Annotated in this window: 12 protein-coding genes and 2 tRNA genes; 8 read left to right on the top strand and 6 right to left on the bottom strand. The window is 64.5% G+C overall.

Annotated features, from left to right (window positions below):
* Positions 1 to 100: 100 nt before the first annotated feature.
* Positions 101 to 176: transfer RNA gene (locus tag ACMG4O_RS10190), tRNA-Ala, on the top strand.
* Positions 177 to 181: 5 nt separating this feature from the next.
* Positions 182 to 257, top strand: a tRNA-Glu gene (locus ACMG4O_RS10195).
* A 240-nt stretch (positions 258 to 497) separates the two neighbouring features.
* Here ACMG4O_RS10195 and ACMG4O_RS10200 read toward each other — a convergent pair.
* A complete protein-coding gene (locus ACMG4O_RS10200) occupies positions 498 to 1,196 on the bottom strand; it encodes an RES family NAD+ phosphorylase (RefSeq protein ID WP_335628445.1) in 699 nt (232 codons plus the stop codon).
* Positions 1,193 to 1,597, bottom strand: a complete 405-nt coding sequence (locus tag ACMG4O_RS10205) for an MbcA/ParS/Xre antitoxin family protein (RefSeq protein WP_067606682.1) — start codon at positions 1,595 to 1,597, stop codon at positions 1,193 to 1,195. Before ACMG4O_RS10205 ends, ACMG4O_RS10200 begins: the two co-directional genes overlap by 4 nt.
* A 179-nt stretch (positions 1,598 to 1,776) precedes the next feature.
* On the opposite strand from ACMG4O_RS10205, the gene ACMG4O_RS10210 reads away from it, so the two are divergent.
* Positions 1,777 to 2,784 (top strand): amidohydrolase family protein, encoded by a 1,008-nt coding sequence (locus tag ACMG4O_RS10210; protein WP_142949323.1) that lies wholly within the window; start codon positions 1,777 to 1,779, stop codon positions 2,782 to 2,784.
* Here the strand turns inward: ACMG4O_RS10210 and ACMG4O_RS10215 are convergent.
* The 4 genes from ACMG4O_RS10215 to gltA all read right to left on the bottom strand — a co-directional run bounded on the left by ACMG4O_RS10215 (position 2,781) and on the right by gltA (position 8,948).
* A complete protein-coding gene (locus ACMG4O_RS10215; protein WP_228548127.1) occupies positions 2,781 to 3,656 on the bottom strand; it encodes an NAD(P)-dependent oxidoreductase in 876 nt (291 codons plus the stop codon). The two genes, ACMG4O_RS10210 and ACMG4O_RS10215, sit on opposite strands and share 4 nt — an antisense overlap.
* Complete coding sequence (locus ACMG4O_RS10220; RefSeq protein ID WP_414433747.1) at positions 3,653 to 4,738, bottom strand: SMP-30/gluconolactonase/LRE family protein; 1,086 nt, start codon at positions 4,736 to 4,738, stop codon at positions 3,653 to 3,655. The genes ACMG4O_RS10215 and ACMG4O_RS10220 overlap by 4 nt, the downstream gene beginning before the upstream one ends.
* 70 nt (positions 4,739 to 4,808) lie before the next feature.
* Positions 4,809 to 7,436, bottom strand: coding sequence for a DUF6351 family protein (locus ACMG4O_RS10225; RefSeq protein ID WP_414433748.1), 2,628 nt, complete (start codon positions 7,434 to 7,436; stop codon positions 4,809 to 4,811).
* A gap of 225 nt (positions 7,437 to 7,661) precedes the next feature.
* Complete coding sequence (gltA, locus tag ACMG4O_RS10230) at positions 7,662 to 8,948, bottom strand: citrate synthase (RefSeq protein WP_142949320.1); 1,287 nt, start codon at positions 8,946 to 8,948, stop codon at positions 7,662 to 7,664.
* Positions 8,949 to 9,444: 496 nt separating this feature from the next.
* Between gltA and sdhC the strand changes: the two genes are divergently transcribed.
* The 5 genes from sdhC to ACMG4O_RS10255 all read left to right on the top strand — a co-directional run bounded on the left by sdhC (position 9,445) and on the right by ACMG4O_RS10255 (position 15,956).
* A complete protein-coding gene (gene sdhC / locus ACMG4O_RS10235; RefSeq protein ID WP_142949319.1) occupies positions 9,445 to 9,819 on the top strand; it encodes a succinate dehydrogenase, cytochrome b556 subunit in 375 nt (124 codons plus the stop codon).
* Complete coding sequence (sdhD, locus tag ACMG4O_RS10240) at positions 9,813 to 10,184, top strand: succinate dehydrogenase, hydrophobic membrane anchor protein (RefSeq protein ID WP_067611126.1); 372 nt, start codon at positions 9,813 to 9,815, stop codon at positions 10,182 to 10,184. The genes sdhC and sdhD overlap by 7 nt, the downstream gene beginning before the upstream one ends.
* 3 nt (positions 10,185 to 10,187) lie before the next feature.
* A complete protein-coding gene (gene sdhA, locus ACMG4O_RS10245; RefSeq protein ID WP_142949318.1) occupies positions 10,188 to 11,963 on the top strand; it encodes a succinate dehydrogenase flavoprotein subunit in 1,776 nt (591 codons plus the stop codon).
* Positions 11,964 to 11,978: 15 nt separating this feature from the next.
* Positions 11,979 to 12,695 carry a succinate dehydrogenase iron-sulfur subunit gene (locus ACMG4O_RS10250; RefSeq protein ID WP_067609492.1) on the top strand — a complete coding sequence of 239 codons (717 nt, stop codon included), beginning with the start codon at positions 11,979 to 11,981 and terminating at the stop codon, positions 12,693 to 12,695.
* A 426-nt stretch (positions 12,696 to 13,121) separates the two neighbouring features.
* Positions 13,122 to 15,956 carry a 2-oxoglutarate dehydrogenase E1 component gene (locus ACMG4O_RS10255; protein WP_194856540.1) on the top strand — a complete coding sequence of 945 codons (2,835 nt, stop codon included), beginning with the start codon at positions 13,122 to 13,124 and terminating at the stop codon, positions 15,954 to 15,956.
* Positions 15,957 to 15,969 lie beyond the last annotated feature (13 nt).

Below are 15,969 nucleotides of genomic sequence, written 5' to 3' on the forward strand. Positions count from 1 at the left end.
CTTCCATCTGTCAAAAACCCGGGGTGGATGCTTGACAGGGTAAGGCCGCTGCGTAAAATACGCGGCTCCACACAGGGCGCAGCCCGGTGGGACAGCTTTTGGGGCCATAGCTCAGCTGGGAGAGCGCTACAATGGCATTGTAGAGGTCGGCGGTTCGATCCCGCCTGGCTCCACCAAACACGTCCCCTTCGTCTAGTGGCCTAGGACACCGCCCTTTCACGGCGGTAACAGGGGTTCGACTCCCCTAGGGGACGCCAAATAAAAAGCCCCGGCTCGAAAGAGCCGGGGCTTTTTTTTGGCGTTCCACCTCTGGGGGAGTCGCCACTTGTGCGAGCGGGCCCCGCCCGCGAAAGGGTGGCTTTAGCCACCCGGCGGGATACCAGAGACGTCTGGAAGCGGCGCGGTAACAAGGTCTCTGGGATCCTGCCGGCCGGCTTTGCCGGCCTTTCGCGGGCCGGGCCCGCTCCCACAAGGCAGGCTCCCACAAGCCGGCGTTTCTAACCAAGCTGCCGAATAGTAAGAATATGAGCGATCCGCTCCCCATCCCAGATGTACTCGTAATGCGTGGCCGGCGTCACCGATTCAATCAGATGCGGTGACAGCAGGGCGAAACAGCGCGCCTGGTGGTGGCGCACCGAGCCGTACACCAGACCGTGCTCATCGGCGTCGAACAGGGCCCGGCCCAGCCGGCGCGCGCTGCCGTAATCCTCGGGGTGATACCAGTCCTCGTCGTCGCGGCGGGGGTCGTGGATATTGCGTAGCCGCGCGCTGAAGCAGACCTTCAGGCCGCGCATCACGATGCGATCGAATTTCAGACCCTGAACGGCACGAAAGTAACGCTCCTGATGGTAGCGGGTCTCGGCGATCGCCGTGGCCATCTGTTCGGCGCAGTAGAACACGCCGTATTCGCCATCCGAGAAGCGCGAGCCGTAGGGGCTCAGATGCACGAAGGGGCCGAGCGCGTAGTTGCAGCCGGGAATGCCCCAGGGGCGGCGCGCCGGCGGCACCCGGTGCAGCTCGCCGACCTGCATCTGAATGCGTGGGTTGGTGAGCGCCTGAACCGCGTACAGAGCTTCGAAATCGGCCTGGTCGGCGACGTCGTCGAATAAATGGATGGGCGGGTATTTACCGTTCACCAGCCGGTAGGCCTCTTGATGGAGAAAAGCGGCGGTGGGCAGGTCGGCGGGGTCGATCACCACTGCCCCCCGCGCAGCCCGTCCAGTTGCCGGTGCACTTCGTACAGGCTGGCCACCCGGCCGTTGCTCATCACATCCATGGGGCTGGCGCCGTTGAAAAACGGGTTGTGGTTCGGCATGCGCACGAAGCCGTAGACGTTTTCCCGGTTGCCGAACAGGGTGCGCAGCGCCTGGTGGATGTTCAGCAAATAGCTGAGGCGCTCGAGCAGATCATTGCTCACCCGGGCGCTTTCCGGTCGGCTTTGGTATTTATGCAGGGTGGAGCGGCCGACGCCGAGCAGGGCGGTCTTTTCCCTTTCCGAGCACTGCCAGTGGTCCAAAAGGCGCAACACCGCCCGCAACGCGGCATGGCGGGCCGTGTCATCCAGTGGTTTGGCGCAAGGTTCAATGGCCGGTTGCATATTGCCTCCTGACGGTTTTCTCCATAATAAGCCTTAAAGTGATGGAATGTCCACAAATAGACAGCGGCTCGACCGGATGTGAAAATGTGTTCAATTATGACCGCCCGGTGAAACCGCGCGCCGGCCTCCGGGTCTGTTAAGCGGGTAAGCAAATACAGCCGTTGGACGGGGAGAACCGCATGAGAACAGGGTTGTTTGGGGCGCTTTTGATGGTCGCGGGCCTGGCATCGGCCGGCGAGGGCGGCTGGGTGGACGCCCATCTTCACTATGTGGATTTCATGCAGCAGAGCGACGGCAGCGAGGCGATGTTGGCGGCCATGGACGAGGCCGGCGTCGAGGACGCCTGGCTGTTCGGCCTGCCGGTGGTCAAGAAGTGGCAGCAGGACGCGCCGCGCCGGCCGCGTTATTACCTGGGCGACGAAGCGCCGCTGTATTACTACAGCGCCACCGACGACATCGTCGCCGGCGCGGTGCGGGATCTGCCGGAGGATCAGCGCCGCCGCCTGGCGCCGTTCATCAGCGGTTTCAATCCCACCGACATGAACGCCGCCCGCCACGTGCAAGCGCTGATCGAACGCTACCCCGGCCTGTGGCGCGGCATCGGCGAGGTGATCACCCGCCACGACGATCTGACCGCGCTCACCGCCGGCGAAACCGCCCGCGCCAACCACCCGGCGCTGATGAAAGTCTACCGCCTGGCGGCCCGCCATGATCTGCCGGTGCTGCTGCACAGCAACCTGACCTCGCTGCGCGAGGAAACGCCGATCTACCTGGGCGAGCTGGAGGACGCGCTGAGAAGCAATCCGGACACGCGCTTCGTGCTGGCCCATGCCGGTACCAGCGGCGGCGTGGAGAAGCGCCAGGCGCCGCTGGCCACGCTCAATGAAATCATCCGCGCGCTGCTGGAGCGTTACGACAACCTTTATGTGGATCTGTCATGGAGTGTGCGCGAGCACTATCTGATCAAGGACGGCGAGCCGCGCGCCGCCTGGGTGGCGCTGATCGAGGACCATCCGGACCGCTTCGTATTGGGCAGCGACGTGGTCGGCCATTTCGACAGCATCGGCGCGATCCTGGGTGAGTACCGTCCGCTTCTCGACGCCTTGCCGAAACCGGTGGCGGACAAGCTGCGGGCGGAAAACGCCCGGGCCCTGTTGCCCGAGCGCGGAGCCGTGGCGGAGGACTAGTCGCGCCGGCGTTGCAGGCGGCGCAGCAGGCTGGAAGTGTCCCAGCGGCCGCCGCCCATGGCCTGGACCTCCTTGTAGAACTCGTTGACCAGTGCCGCCAGCGGCAGCGGCGTGCCCAGCCGGCTGGCTTCCGCCAGGCAGATGTCCAGGTCCTTGCGCATCCAGTCCACCGCGAAGCCGTGGTCGTACTGGTCGGCGAGCATGGTTTGATGGCGGTTCACCAGCTGCCAGGAGCTGCCGGCGCCGGCGCCGATCACGCGCATGGCTTTTTCCGCGTCCAGGCCGGCTTTTTCGGCGAAGGCGATGGCCTCGGCCACGCCTTCGATCACCCCCGCCACGCAGATCTGGTTGGCCATCTTGGTGAGCTGGCCCTGGCCCACCGGGCCCATGTGCACCACGCTCTTGCCGTAATGATCGAGCAACGGCCGCGCCCGCTCGAACACCGCTTCGTCGCCGCCGCACATGATCGACAGGGCGCCGTCCTTGGCGCCTTGCTGGCCGCCGGACACCGGGGCGTCCATGAACAGGGCGTCGTGCTCCCGGCAGGCCTCGTCCAGGGCGTGCGCCATGGCGGCGCTGGCGGTGGTGTGGTCGACCAGCAGCGCGCCCGCCTTGAGGCTCTGCACGGCGCCATTGTCGCCCAGGGTCACCTGGCGCAGGTCGTCGTCGTTGCCCACGCAGACGAACACCATATCCGCGTCCAGGGCCGCCAGGGCCGGGGTTTCCGCCTGCTTGCCGGGATACTCGTCTAGCCACTGGCGGGCCCGTTCCGGGCTGCGGTTGTAGACGGTGACGGCGTGGCCGGCGTTGGCCAGGTGGCCGGCCATCGGATAGCCCATGTTGCCGAGGCCGATGAAGGCTGCGTGGATCATGGTAATGACTCCCTGTCGTCGCTGAGCGGATAAACGGCGAAGCTGTCGCGGGTCAGGCTGCCCAGATAGAGGCGCTCGCCGGCCTGTTCGGCACTGGTCACCGGCGCGAAGGCGTTCTCGCCAAGATGCTGCAGATTGGCGGTCACCGCGCCGCTTTCGTCCAGGCCGAGCACGAAGCCGTGGCGGGCCGGCTGCGGCTGCATGAACTGGGGCAGGCGGAACACCACCTTGCGCAGCAGCGGCTTGTCGGACATGGCGTCCAGGGCGGCGTTGCGCGGCGCGAACAGCGCCAGCCAGAAGGTGCCCCGGCCGTTGCCGGAGATGCCGTCGGGAATGCCCGGCAGGTTATCGAAGAACACATCGTGGCTGCCCGCTTTGTCGCCCTTGAGCCAGTAGCGCAGCACGTTGTAGCTGCCGGTCTGGGTGACCAGCACGAAATCCTCGTTCTCGGAGAGCGCCACGCCGTTGGCGAACTGCAGGCCCTCCATCAGCACCGTGGTGGTGGCCGATTCGGGATCGTACTTCAGGAAGCGGCCGTGCCCGCCGTGCTCCATGATGTCGTCGCGGGCCTTCATGGCCGGGCCGAATTTGCTCGACGCGTCGGTGAAGTAGATGACGCCGTCGCTGGCCACGTCCACGTCGTCGGTGAAGCCGAAGGGCACCCCGTTGGCCTGGTCGGTCAGCACGGTCAGCCCGCCGGAGGCGGGATTCACGCGCAGCAGGCCGCGGTAGCCGTCGGCGACCACCAGGGTGCCGTCCGGCGCCATGTCCAGGCCCAGCGGCCGGCCTTCGGTGTTGGTGATCAGGTCGCCGTTCTCGCCGTTCGGATCGTAGCGCACCAGGCGGCCGTCCTCGTAACCCACGTAGAGGTTGCCCTGGTCGTCGATGGCCACGTCCTCCGGGCCATGGCCCTGACCGGCGGCGAGGCGCTCAACGTCGGCGAGCTCGTCATTGGCGGCGTAGGGGCCGGTCAGTTCCGGGGCCTCCGGCGCGTCCCAGGCCACCGGGTCCACCGGCACCGGCCACAGCAGCAAATAGGCGGCGGCAGCGGCCACGAACAGCAGAACGATGATTTTTTTCATTATGCCTTCCCGGTCTTGAAGCGATGCCCGCGAGTTTAGGCATTCACGACCGGGAAGACAAAGCGGGCCCTCAGGGGCTGAGTTTGAAGGCCGGCGCGGACAGGCCGTCGCCGCCCTCGGCGAGCGGACCGGTGCGTGGCAACGGCTCACCGCCTTCGATCACCCGCGTGGCGTCGCCGTAGTGCAGCCAGGCCCGGGTCGGCACCACGCCGGCGCCCGGCCGGGTGTAATCGCAAACACCGTCGGGGAAAATCTCCGCCACGCGCTCGGCGAAGGCCGCCGGATCCAGGATCCCGGCCAGCGGGTTGGCCGGGTAATCCGCCGGGTCCACCTCCTTGAGCCGGCACTTGTTCACCAGGGTGGTGATGGCGTCGCCGGCGACGGTGCGTGGTGTGCCGAAGCGGGTTTGCACCACCGTTTCCTGCAACGCCACCAACGGGTCCGTGATCGGCGCCAGCAGGTCGCCGATTTCGCCGGGCAGCCCCAGGGCGGTCAGGTCCAGCCCGCACACCTGGCCGGTCAGGGCATCCACCACCAGGCCCGCCTGCGCGGGCGGCGCGGGCAACAGCGACGGATCCAGCCCCGGCACGATCGGGTCCGGATAGAGCAGGTTGCCGGTGAGCGGCACCAGCGGGTCTTCCTCATCGAACAACGACGACAGCGACAGGCAGCGATCACGCGCCCGGGCCGGCTTGTGCGTGACCACTTTCTCGGCGATCGCGGCGGCGCCGTGGTCCGCTTCGATGTTCGACAGCCAGCGGTCCATGACCAGCAGGGCCTCGGTGGTGAACACGGTGTCGCCGGCGAGCGGGAAGGCGCCGAACCAGATCACGTGGTTGTCCGCGTGGCCCTGCACCGCCTCCAGGCGGGCGCGCATCTGCCAGGAGTGATAGGCGTCGTGGGCGATGCCGGGGTCCGGGCCGCGCAGGTCGATGATCGGCACGTTGGAAAGGTGCTCCGCGGTATTGATGGCGCCGGTGCGGTAGGCGTTGCGGAGCGCGGTCGGGTCGGCCACGGTGCGCGCCGCCTGCGGCTGGATGTCCACGTTCAGGCCGCCGATTTCCCGGTTGACGCGCAGGAACTGCTCGCCGGTGATCAATCCTTGCTGCAGGGCACCCAGGCCGTACTGGACGCCGACGTTATCCAGGGGAATGCCGGCGAAGCCCCTGGACAGCAGGGCTTCGTTGGTGGACCAGACTTCCGGTGGTCGGCTGCCGAACTGGTTGATCATGAAGTCGAGCAGCCCGCAGCGCACCCCGTCGGGCCGGGTTTCGGCGTTGTACACCGGCACGTCGTCGGCCAGGCCGGGGCATTCCGCCTGCTCCGGGAAGGCGGCGGGGAAAAACGCCAGGTCCGAGACCAGCGGATTGACCGGCAGGTGGCCGTAGAACGCCGACCACTGCACCCCCGGCAACACGCCGCTGGAGAGCAGGGCGGTGATCACCGACAGGAAGCTGTCCGGATCGGAGGGAATCCGGTTGCCGAAATAGCGGCTGAGCAGGTTGTAATCGGCGAACTGGGTGGCGGTGGTCCAGACGTCCGGATAGGAGCACTGCACGATCAGGCCCTGGTAGATGCCGGGGTAGGCGTTGGCGATGTGCTGCTGCGCGATGGCGCCGCCGGAACAGCCGGTGCCGATGGTGTAGCGCAGCTCGCCGTACTGCTCGACGATGCGTTCCTTGCCCATCATCAGCGATTCCGCCGCGGTGACCAGATTGACGTTATGGCCGAGGTTCGCCTGGGCGGTGGAGAGCGTCATGAAGCCGCGGCCCAGGGCCGTGGTGATGCTGTCGCCGAGCAGGATTTCAGCGCCTTCCGGCGCGGTTCCGGCGATGTCGCCGTTGGGCGGTTCGCCGGGGCCGAAACTCACGCCCACGTTGCCGCCGTGGTGGATCAGCAGCTTGCCGTTCCACTGCGGCTGGGGCGCCAGGGCGGACCAGTCCCGGTCGGGCTGGAACAGGGTCATGATCTGGTAGCGGTCACGGTTCTGGACGCCGGTTTCAATGCGCACGATAAATGGCACCTGCACGCCCTGATCGGTGGTCACCCGGGCGATGTCCTGGTCCGCCGGCGGGTTGTCCGGCTGATAGTCGAGGAAGGCGCCGGGCAGGCCCGGGTTCATCGGATCGAACCCGGTGATGAACGCCTGCAGCTTGCCGGCGGGCACGTACTTGAAACGGTATTCGGCGGGCTGATTGCACTGCGCGTCGGTGGCGGCGTCGTTGCTGCAGGTCCAGGGCCCGATCTGGGGGCCGGAAAACACCGGGCCGCCGTTGGGATGGTTGACCAGCGGCTGTTGCAATATCGAGCCGTCGGCCAGGGTCACCCGCAGGGTGTGGGCGCCGGGGGACATGCCGTCGACCAGGCCTTTGAGGGACTCTCCGGTGCGCCGAAACCGGTCGCTGACGTCGGTGTCTCCGAGGCTGACCCGGGCGTTATTGAGCAGCGCGGGGTCGTCGGCGGCGATCGCGACCAGGGCGTCGCCGCCGCTGATCAGGTCGGCGCGGCTGGACAGCACCCGGATGCTGCCTTCGCCGGCCACCGGCGCCGGCGGTTCAGGCTCCGGCTCGGTGGGCGTCGGCGACGGGCCGCCCGACGGGGCCGGCGAGGAGCTCGAGCCGCCGCCGCAGGCGGTGGTCAGTAAGGCCAGTAGGGCGAGCAGGGCGATACCGGCGTACCGGTTCACGGGCATCTTCATCAGGGCACTCCGCTGGCCGGCATGGATGCCGGTCCGTTGTTATTAAAATGGCGCGTTGCCTGACAGTATCCACCGGCCGGCGGAGGGCGGTTGTTGGTGGCTGGTTGCGGATTGTTGTACTGGTGTACCAAGTGTTGCGGCGGGGCAAAAAAAAAGCGAACCCGGCCGGGTTCGCTTTCTGGTCCCGAAGGACCGGACAGAGCGCCGCGGGGCGGCGGTTGTCGGTTACTTGCGGTCGCTGAGCGCGGTCATCTCGCGCTCGGTCTCGCCGGTGTAGAGCTGGCGGGGACGGCCGATCTTGTAGGGATTGGAGATCATCTCGTTCCAGTGCGCGATCCAGCCCACGGTGCGGGACAGGGCGAAGATCACGGTGAACATGGAGGTCGGGATGCCGATCGCCTTGAGAATGATCCCGGAGTAGAAGTCCACGTTCGGGAACAGCTTCTTCTCTTTGAAGTAGGGGTCGTTCAGGGCGATCTCTTCGAGCTTCATGGCCAGCTCGAGCTGCGGATCGTTGACACCCAGCTCGTTGAGCACTTCGTGGCAGGATTCGCGCATCACGGTGGCACGCGGGTCGTAGTTCTTGTAGACCCGGTGGCCGAAGCCCATCAGCTTGAACGGATCGTTCTTGTCCTTGGCCTTGGCGATGTACTCGTCGATGTTGGAGATGTCGCCGATCTCGTCGAGCATGTTCAGCACCGCTTCGTTGGCACCGCCGTGGGCGGGGCCCCAAAGGGCGGAAATGCCGGCGGCGATGCAGGCGAACGGGTTGGCACCGGAGGAGCCGGCCAGGCGCACCGTGGAGGTGGAGGCGTTCTGCTCGTGGTCGGCGTGCAGGATGAAGATCTTGTCCATGGCGCGGGCCAGGGTCGGGCTGACCTTGGTTTCCTCGCACGGGTTGCCGAACATCATGTGCAGGAAGTTTTCCGCATAACCGAGGTCGTTGCGCGGATACATCAGCGGCTGACCGAGACCGTACTTGTAGCACATGGCCGCGATGGTGGGCATCTTCGCGATCAAACGGAACGCGGTGATTTCCCGGTGGGTGGGGTTATTGATGTCCAGCGAGTCATGATAGAACGCGGACAGCGCCCCCACCACGCCACACATGATGGCCATCGGGTGCGCGTCGCGGCGGAAGCCGTTGAACAGATTGCGGATCTGCTCGTGCACCATGGTGTGGTTTTTGACGGTGCTGACAAAGGTCTCTTTCTGCTCGGCGGTGGGCAGTTCACCGTTGAGCAGGAGGTAGCACACTTCAAGATAGTCCGACTTGGCGGCCAGTTCCTCGATGGAATAGCCCCGATGCAGCAGTTTGCCCACTTCACCGTCGATGAAGGTGATTTTTGATTCGCAGGAAGCGGTGGACGTGAAACCCGGGTCGAAGGTAAAGATGCCGTTGGCGGTCAGGGAAGAAACGTCGATCACGTCACGGCCCAGGGTGGGCGTATGGATCGGCAGTTCCAGATCGTCCCGGCCCTCTACCTTGAGAATGGCTTTCTTCTCGGTCATGGGAATTTCTCCTCGGTGAATAGAGGGTCCCTACTGGGAAGGTCCTCCAGAGCGCGGGGGACGTTAAAGTTTTGGTGGGTCTTTGTCAACGAGAAGCCGGCCCCCGGCGGGAGCGACTTTTGTAGGGTAAACAGGCTATTACGGCGCTTCGCGACGGGCCCGCCGCAAAGGGCCGTTAAAAAACAAGGGATTAACCGCCCAGGTCCCGCCAGCGCCGGATGAGGGGGCGGTCCGCGGGGCCGGCTAAGATAAAAGTCGCAGTTTGCCGTTTGTTTTGCCGTAAGCGCGGCGATATACTGCCGCCCGCGAAGGAGTCTCCGGCCCCGTTCCGATCGGTTTTTCGCCGTTCGGGACCAAGCAGGAGTTCCCTGTGGGCTCCAACCCCGGCCCGGGCACCATCGGCTTTATCCGCATTCACACTCTGATGTCGCCGTTGATGCCAAGTTCCCGATAACCGCTCCGGTGTATCCGGGGCCCGGCAAAAGTGTAGGCTACCGTGAACGATAAGAGACCCGTTAACCTCGATCTAACGACGATCAAGTTCCCGGTCACCGCCATTGCATCCATCACTCACCGTATTACTGGCGTGGCCATTTTCGTTGCCATCCCCGTCTTGCTGTGGATGCTGGATCGCTCCTTGGCGTCCCCCGAGAGCTTTGCGGACCTGAAACAGCTGATGACCTCGCCCCTCGCCAAATTGGTGGTCTGGGCAATCCTGGCCGTCATTCTTTATCACCTGGTCGCCGGTATCCGCCATTTGATTATGGATATGGGCATGGGTGAGACCCTGGAAGGTGGACGTCGTGGCGCCTTCGCCACTTTCGTTGTCACCGCGGTACTGATTCTGTTGGCAGGAGCCTGGGTATGGTAACCAGTGTAACGAGCCTGGGCCGTAACGGCCTTTATGATTGGCTGATCCAGCGGGTTTCCGCTGTGGTGATCGCCGTGTACGTGATCGGCATGCTGGGCTTTCTGATCGCCCAGCCGGATCTGGATTACGGCACCTGGAGTGCCTTTATGGGCTCCGTGCCCATGCAGATCGCTAACACCCTTCTGTTGTTCTCCGTGGCCGCCCACACCTGGATCGGCCTGTGGAGCGTGACCACCGACTATCTGACCAGCCTGACCTTCGGCAAAGCGGCCACCAGTGTTCGTCTGGTGGTGCAGATGGCCATCGCGCTGCTGCTGCTTGTGTACCTGCTGTGGGGCCTGCTGATGATCTGGGGAGGCGCATAATCCATGTCCATTCGTACCATCACCTTTGACGCGATCGTCGTTGGCGGCGGGGGCGCAGGCATGCGTGCTTCCCTGCAGATGGCGCAGTCCGGTTTCAAAACCGCGCTGATTTCCAAAGTATTCCCGACCCGTTCGCACACGGTGTCCGCCCAGGGCGGTATCACCTGCGCGATCGCCTCCGCCGATCCCAATGACGATTGGCGCTGGCACATGTACGACACGGTGAAGGGCTCCGACTATATCGGTGACCAGGAAGCCATCGAATACATGTGCCAGGTGGGCCCGGAAGCGGTGTTCGAGCTGGACCACATGGGTCTGCCGTTCTCCCGCACCGAGGAAGGCCGCATCTACCAGCGTCCTTTCGGTGGCCAGTCCAAGAATTTCGGTGAGGGTGGCCAGGCCGCCCGCACCTGTGCCGCCGCCGACCGTACCGGTCACGCGCTGCTGCACACCCTTTACCAGCAGAACCTCAAGAACGGCACCCAGTTCTACAACGAATGGTACGCCGTGGATCTGGTGAAGGACGCCGACGATAACGTCTGCGGTGTGATCGCGATCAGCATCGAGACCGGCGAGACCGTGTTCTTCAAAGCCAAGGCCACGGTGTTCGCCACCGGCGGCGCCGGCCGTATCTACTCCTCCACCACCAACGCCCTGATCAACACCGGCGATGGCGTGGGCATGGCCCTGCGTGCCGGCGTGCCGGTGCAGGACATGGAAATGTGGCAGTTCCACCCCACCGGCATCGCCGGCGCGGGTACCCTGGTCACCGAAGGGTGCCGGGGCGAGGGCGGCTACCTTATTAATAAGGACGGCGAGCGCTTCATGGAGCGCTACGCGCCCAACGCCAAGGACCTCGCGTCCCGTGACGTGGTGGCCCGCTCCATGATGATGGAGATCCTCGACGGCCGCGGCGACGGCCCGGACGGCGACTACGTCTATCTGAAGCTGGATCATCTCGGCGAGGAAGTGCTGCACAGCCGTCTGCCCGGTATTTGCGAGCTGTCCATCACCTTCGCCCAGGTGGACCCGGTCAAGGAACCGATCCCGGTGGTGCCCACCTGTCACTACATGATGGGCGGCATCCCCACCAACGTGAACGGCCAGGCGCTCAAGTTCAGCGGCGGCCACGAAGGCGAGGATCAGTTCGTCAACGGCCTGTTCGCGGTGGGCGAGGTAGCCTGCGTGTCGGTACACGGCGCCAACCGTCTGGGCGGCAACTCGCTGCTCGACCTGGTGGTGTTCGGCCGCGCGGCGGGTCTGCACATCGAAGAGGCGCTGCGTCAGGGCATGACCCAGTACGAGCCCAGCGAAGAGGACCTGGAGCGGGCGCTGAGCCGCGTCAACCGCTGGAACGAGTCCAAGGACGGCGAATCCGTGTCCTCGCTGCGCAAGGAACTGCAGAGCACCATGCAGAATCACTTCGGTGTATTCCGCAAGGGTGATCTGATGGAAGAGGGCGTTCAAAAGCTGGCCAAGTTGCGCGAGCGCATCGCCAACGCCCATCTCGAGGACAAGAGCCAGTCCTTCAACACCGCCCGTGTCGAAGCGCTGGAACTGGACAACCTGCTGGAAGTCGCGGAAGCCACCGCGCTGGCGGCGTCCGGACGCACCGAAAGCCGGGGCGCCCATTCCCGCTACGACTTCCCGGATCGTGACGACGAAAACTGGCTGTGCCATTCCGTATTCGACCCCAAGTCGAAAAAACTGGGCAAGCGGGATGTGAACTTCAAGCCGAAGACCGTCGATACCTTCCAGCCGAAGATCCGGACCTACTAACGGAGGCGCGTAGCCATGAAAGTCAGTATCTATCGCTACAACCCGGACACCGACCGCGAACCGTCCATGAAAGAGTACGAGGTGGACACCCAGGGCAAGGACCTGATGGTGCTCGACGTGCTCAATCTGGTCAAAGAGCAGGACCCGTCGATGGCCTACCGCCGGTCCTGCCGGGAAGGCGTTTGCGGTTCCGACGGCATGAACATCAACGGCAAGAACGGCCTCGCCTGTATCACCCCGCTGTCTGAAGTGGCGCCGGGTGTGAAGGAAGGCAAGAAGCCGCTGGTGCTGCGCCCGCTGCCCGGCCTGCCGGTGATTCGCGACCTGGTGGTGGACATGACCATGTTCTACAACCAGTACGAGAAGGTGCAGCCGTACCTGCAGAACGACACGCCGGCGCCGGCCATCGAGCGCCTGCAGACGCCGGAGGACCGGGCCAAGCTGGACGGCCTCTACGAGTGCATTCTGTGCGCGTGCTGCTCCACCAGCTGCCCCAGCTTCTGGTGGAACCCGGAGAAGTTCCTGGGTCCGGCGGCGCTGCTGCAGAGCTACCGGTTCCTCGCGGACAGCCGCGACGAGGCCACCGAGGAGCGCCTGTCGCGCCTGGATGACCCGTTCAGCCTGTTCCGGTGCCACGGCATCATGAACTGCGTGAGCGTCTGCCCCAAGGGGCTGAACCCAACGCGGGCCATCGGCCACATCCGGTCCATGCTCCTGGAACGGGGCGTGTAACGGAAAGCGAAGAAGGCGGCCTGCGGGCCGCCTTTTTTGTGGGCGCCTTCCCCGGCTGCAAATTGTATCCGGATGCGACGGAAGGGTTCGGGGAAGGGTGGCTTTGGTTAAGCTTGAGATCGGTGCCGTCGCCCCCATGCCTTTATAGAGGGTCGGTAAGCGTTAGACGTTGGTGGGATTGCGGTCAGGAGAAAAAAGACCGATAAGTCATTTTCTCCGTAGACGCCTAACAAAACCACCACAAAGGTACTACACTAGGTGGCGGTTTCGGCAACCCCGGAGCCGCCAGACAGCAAGTGGGCCGGAGCTTAAAAGGTGCCGGTCCGTAAACAGCGATGAGCGCGGGTAACAGGGTCGCAGCCCTGTGGACAGAGCAGAATACATGCCCACAGGCGTGACGTTCGCCCGGCTAAGGAACGAGCGACGATGCAAGACAGTTCCATGTACCGTCAGTGGCAGTCCTCCCATATCGGGGGCTCCAATGCGGCCTATGTTGATGAACTGTACGAATCCTATCTGACTGATCCCAATTCCGTGCCGGAAGACTGGCGCGCCTACTTCGAAAAGCTGCCCTCCAACGGCGCCGTTGAGTCCGATGTCCCCCATTCGGCGGTCCGTGAGTATTTCCTGCTCGAAGCCAAGAACAAGTCCCGTGTGCAGAAAGTCGGCGCCGGCGCCGTCAGCAGCGAGCATGAACGCCGCCAGGTGCGGGTGCTTCATCTGATCGCCGCGTACCGCAACCGGGGCCATCAGGTGGCCAAGCTGGACCCGCTCGGTTTGATGGAGCGCGAGGCGGTCTCCGACCTGGAGCTGGCGCACCACGGCCTGAGCAAGGCGGACATGGACACGGTGTTCCAGACCGGCAACCTGTTCATCGGTAAGCCGGAAGCCACCCTGCGCGAGATCATGGACTGCCTGAAGGGCACCTATTGCTCCACGGTGGGCTGTGAGTACATGCACATCGTCAACACCGCCGAGAAGCGCTGGCTTCAGCAGCGGCTGGAGGGCGTGCGCAGCCACCCGCAGTACGGCGCCGACATCAAGAGCCATATTCTCGAGCGTCTGACCGCCGCCGAAGGCCTGGAAAAATACCTGGGCAGCCGTTACCCCGGCACCAAGCGTTTCGGCCTGGAAGGCGGCGAATCGATGATTCCGCTGATGGACGAGATGATCCAGCGGGTCGGCAGTTACGGCGCCAAGGAGATGGTGATCGGCATGGCCCACCGTGGCCGCCTGAATCTGCTGGTCAACATCCTCGGCAAGAGCCCCCGCGATTTGTTCGGCGAGTTCGAGGGCAAGAGCTTCAACGAAAACGGTTCCGGCGACGTGAAGTACCACCAGGGCTTCTCGTCCAACGTGCAGACCTCCGGCGGCGAAGTGCATCTGGCGCTGGCCTTCAACCCGTCCCACCTGGAGATCGTGTCGCCGGTGGTGGAGGGGTCGGTGCGCGCCCGGCAGGATCGCCGCAACGACGCCGGCGGGGACCAGGTGGTGCCGATTCTGATTCATGGTGACGCGGCGTTCGCCGGTCAGGGCGTGGTCATGGAGACCTTCCAGATGTCCCAGACCCGCGGCTTCAAGACCGGCGGCACCCTGCACGTGATCGTCAACAACCAGGTCGGCTTCACCACCAGCCGCCGTGACGACGCCCGCTCCACCGAGTACTGCACCGACGTGGCGAAGATGGTTCAGTCGCCGATCTTCCACGTCAACGCGGACGATCCGGAGGCGGTCTACTTCGTCACCCAACTGGCGGTGGACTACCGCATGCAGTTCAAGAAGGACGTGGTGATCGACCTGATCTGCTACCGTCGTTCCGGTCACAACGAGGCGGACGAGCCGTCCTCCACGCAGCCGCTGATGTACAAGAAGATCAAGTCGCACCCGTCCAGCCGCACGCTGTACGCGGAGCGTCTGATCAACGAACAGATACTCTCCGAGCAGGACGCGCAGAAGATGGTCGACGACTATCGCGACGCGCTGGACGAGGGCAACCACGTGGTCAAATCACTGGTGCGCGAGCCCAACAAGTCCCTGTTCGTGGACTGGAGCCCCTACGTCGGCCATCAGGTCGAGGACGACTGGGACACCGGTTACCCGCTCAAGAAACTCCAGGATCTGGCCAACCGTCTGGAAACCGTGCCCGAGGGCGTGGTGCTGCAGCGGCAGGTGAAGAAGATTCTCGAGGACCGCCGCAAAATGACCGCCGGCGCCATGTCGATCAACTGGGGTTACGGCGAGACCCTCGCCTACGCCAGCCTGCTGGACCAGGGCGTGATGGTGCGGCTCACCGGCCAGGATTCCGGGCGCGGTACCTTCTCGCACCGCCACGCGGTGCTGCACAACCAGAAGAACGGCGAGGACTATGTGCCCCTGGCCCACCTGCAGGAAGGTCAGCCGCGCTTTGATATCTACGATTCGCTGCTCTCCGAGGAGGCGGTGCTGGGCTTCGAGTACGGCTACGCCACCACCACCCCGGAAGCGCTGATCGTCTGGGAAGCGCAGTTCGGTGATTTCGCCAACGGCGCCCAGGTGGTGATCGACCAGTTCATGTCCTCCGGCGAAGCCAAGTGGGGGCGTTTGTGCGGCCTCACCCTGTTGCTGCCGCACGGCTACGAAGGTCAGGGCCCGGAGCACTCCTCCGCCCGGCTGGAACGCTTCCTGCAGCTGTGCGCCGAGCACAACATGCAGGTGTGCGTGCCCACCACCCCGGCGCAGATTTTCCATCTGCTGCGGCGCCAGGCGGTGCGGCCGCTGCGCAAGCCGCTGGTGGTGATGACGCCGAAGAGCCTGCTGCGGCACAAGCGCGCCAAATCGTCCCTGGAGGATTTGTCCGAAGGCCGTTTCCAGACCGTTCTGGACGACCGCGCCGACATCGACCACAAGGACATCAAACGCGTGGTGATGTGCTCCGGCAAGGTGTTCTACGACCTGTTGGAAAAACGCGAGTCGGACGACCTCAACGACACCGCGCTGGTGCGCATCGAGCAGCTGTATCCGTTCCCGGAAAAGCGTCTCCAGGAAGTCCTGGAAAGTTACCCCAATCTGGAAAATCTGGTGTGGTGCCAGGAAGAGCCGATGAACCAGGGCGCCTGGTACTGCTCGCAGCACCATATGTTCCGGGTGGCGCGGGCGGTCAACGACAAACTGCATGTGCATTACGCCGGCCGTGACATGGCGGCGGCCCCGGCGGTGGGCTCCATGTCCCTGCACGTGGAACAGCAACAGCGTCTCGTCGAAGACGCCTTCCAGATCAACTGAGCGACAGCCAACC

The sequence above is a fragment of the Alloalcanivorax venustensis genome, from assembly GCF_047495515.1.
In the GTDB taxonomy this organism is placed as follows: Bacteria; Pseudomonadota; Gammaproteobacteria; order Pseudomonadales; family Alcanivoracaceae; genus Alloalcanivorax; species Alloalcanivorax venustensis.

What these genes read in the sequence shown, in the direction of transcription:
- ACMG4O_RS10205 (WP_067606682.1), bottom strand. Translation starts at nt 1,597, where the DNA reads ATGCAACCGGCCATTGAACCTTGCGCCAAACCACTGGATGACACGGCC.
- ACMG4O_RS10210 (WP_142949323.1), top strand. Translation starts at nt 1,777, where the DNA reads ATGAGAACAGGGTTGTTTGGGGCGCTTTTGATGGTCGCGGGCCTGGCA.
- ACMG4O_RS10215 (WP_228548127.1), bottom strand. Translation starts at nt 3,656, where the DNA reads ATGATCCACGCAGCCTTCATCGGCCTCGGCAACATGGGCTATCCGATG.
- ACMG4O_RS10220 (WP_414433747.1), bottom strand. Translation starts at nt 4,738, where the DNA reads ATGAAAAAAATCATCGTTCTGCTGTTCGTGGCCGCTGCCGCCGCCTAT.
- ACMG4O_RS10225 (WP_414433748.1), bottom strand. Translation starts at nt 7,436, where the DNA reads ATGAAGATGCCCGTGAACCGGTACGCCGGTATCGCCCTGCTCGCCCTA.
- gltA (WP_142949320.1), bottom strand. Translation starts at nt 8,948, where the DNA reads ATGACCGAGAAGAAAGCCATTCTCAAGGTAGAGGGCCGGGACGATCTG.
- sdhD (WP_067611126.1), top strand. Translation starts at nt 9,813, where the DNA reads ATGGTAACCAGTGTAACGAGCCTGGGCCGTAACGGCCTTTATGATTGG.
- sdhA (WP_142949318.1), top strand. Translation starts at nt 10,188, where the DNA reads ATGTCCATTCGTACCATCACCTTTGACGCGATCGTCGTTGGCGGCGGG.
- ACMG4O_RS10250 (WP_067609492.1), top strand. Translation starts at nt 11,979, where the DNA reads ATGAAAGTCAGTATCTATCGCTACAACCCGGACACCGACCGCGAACCG.
- ACMG4O_RS10255 (WP_194856540.1), top strand. Translation starts at nt 13,122, where the DNA reads ATGCAAGACAGTTCCATGTACCGTCAGTGGCAGTCCTCCCATATCGGG.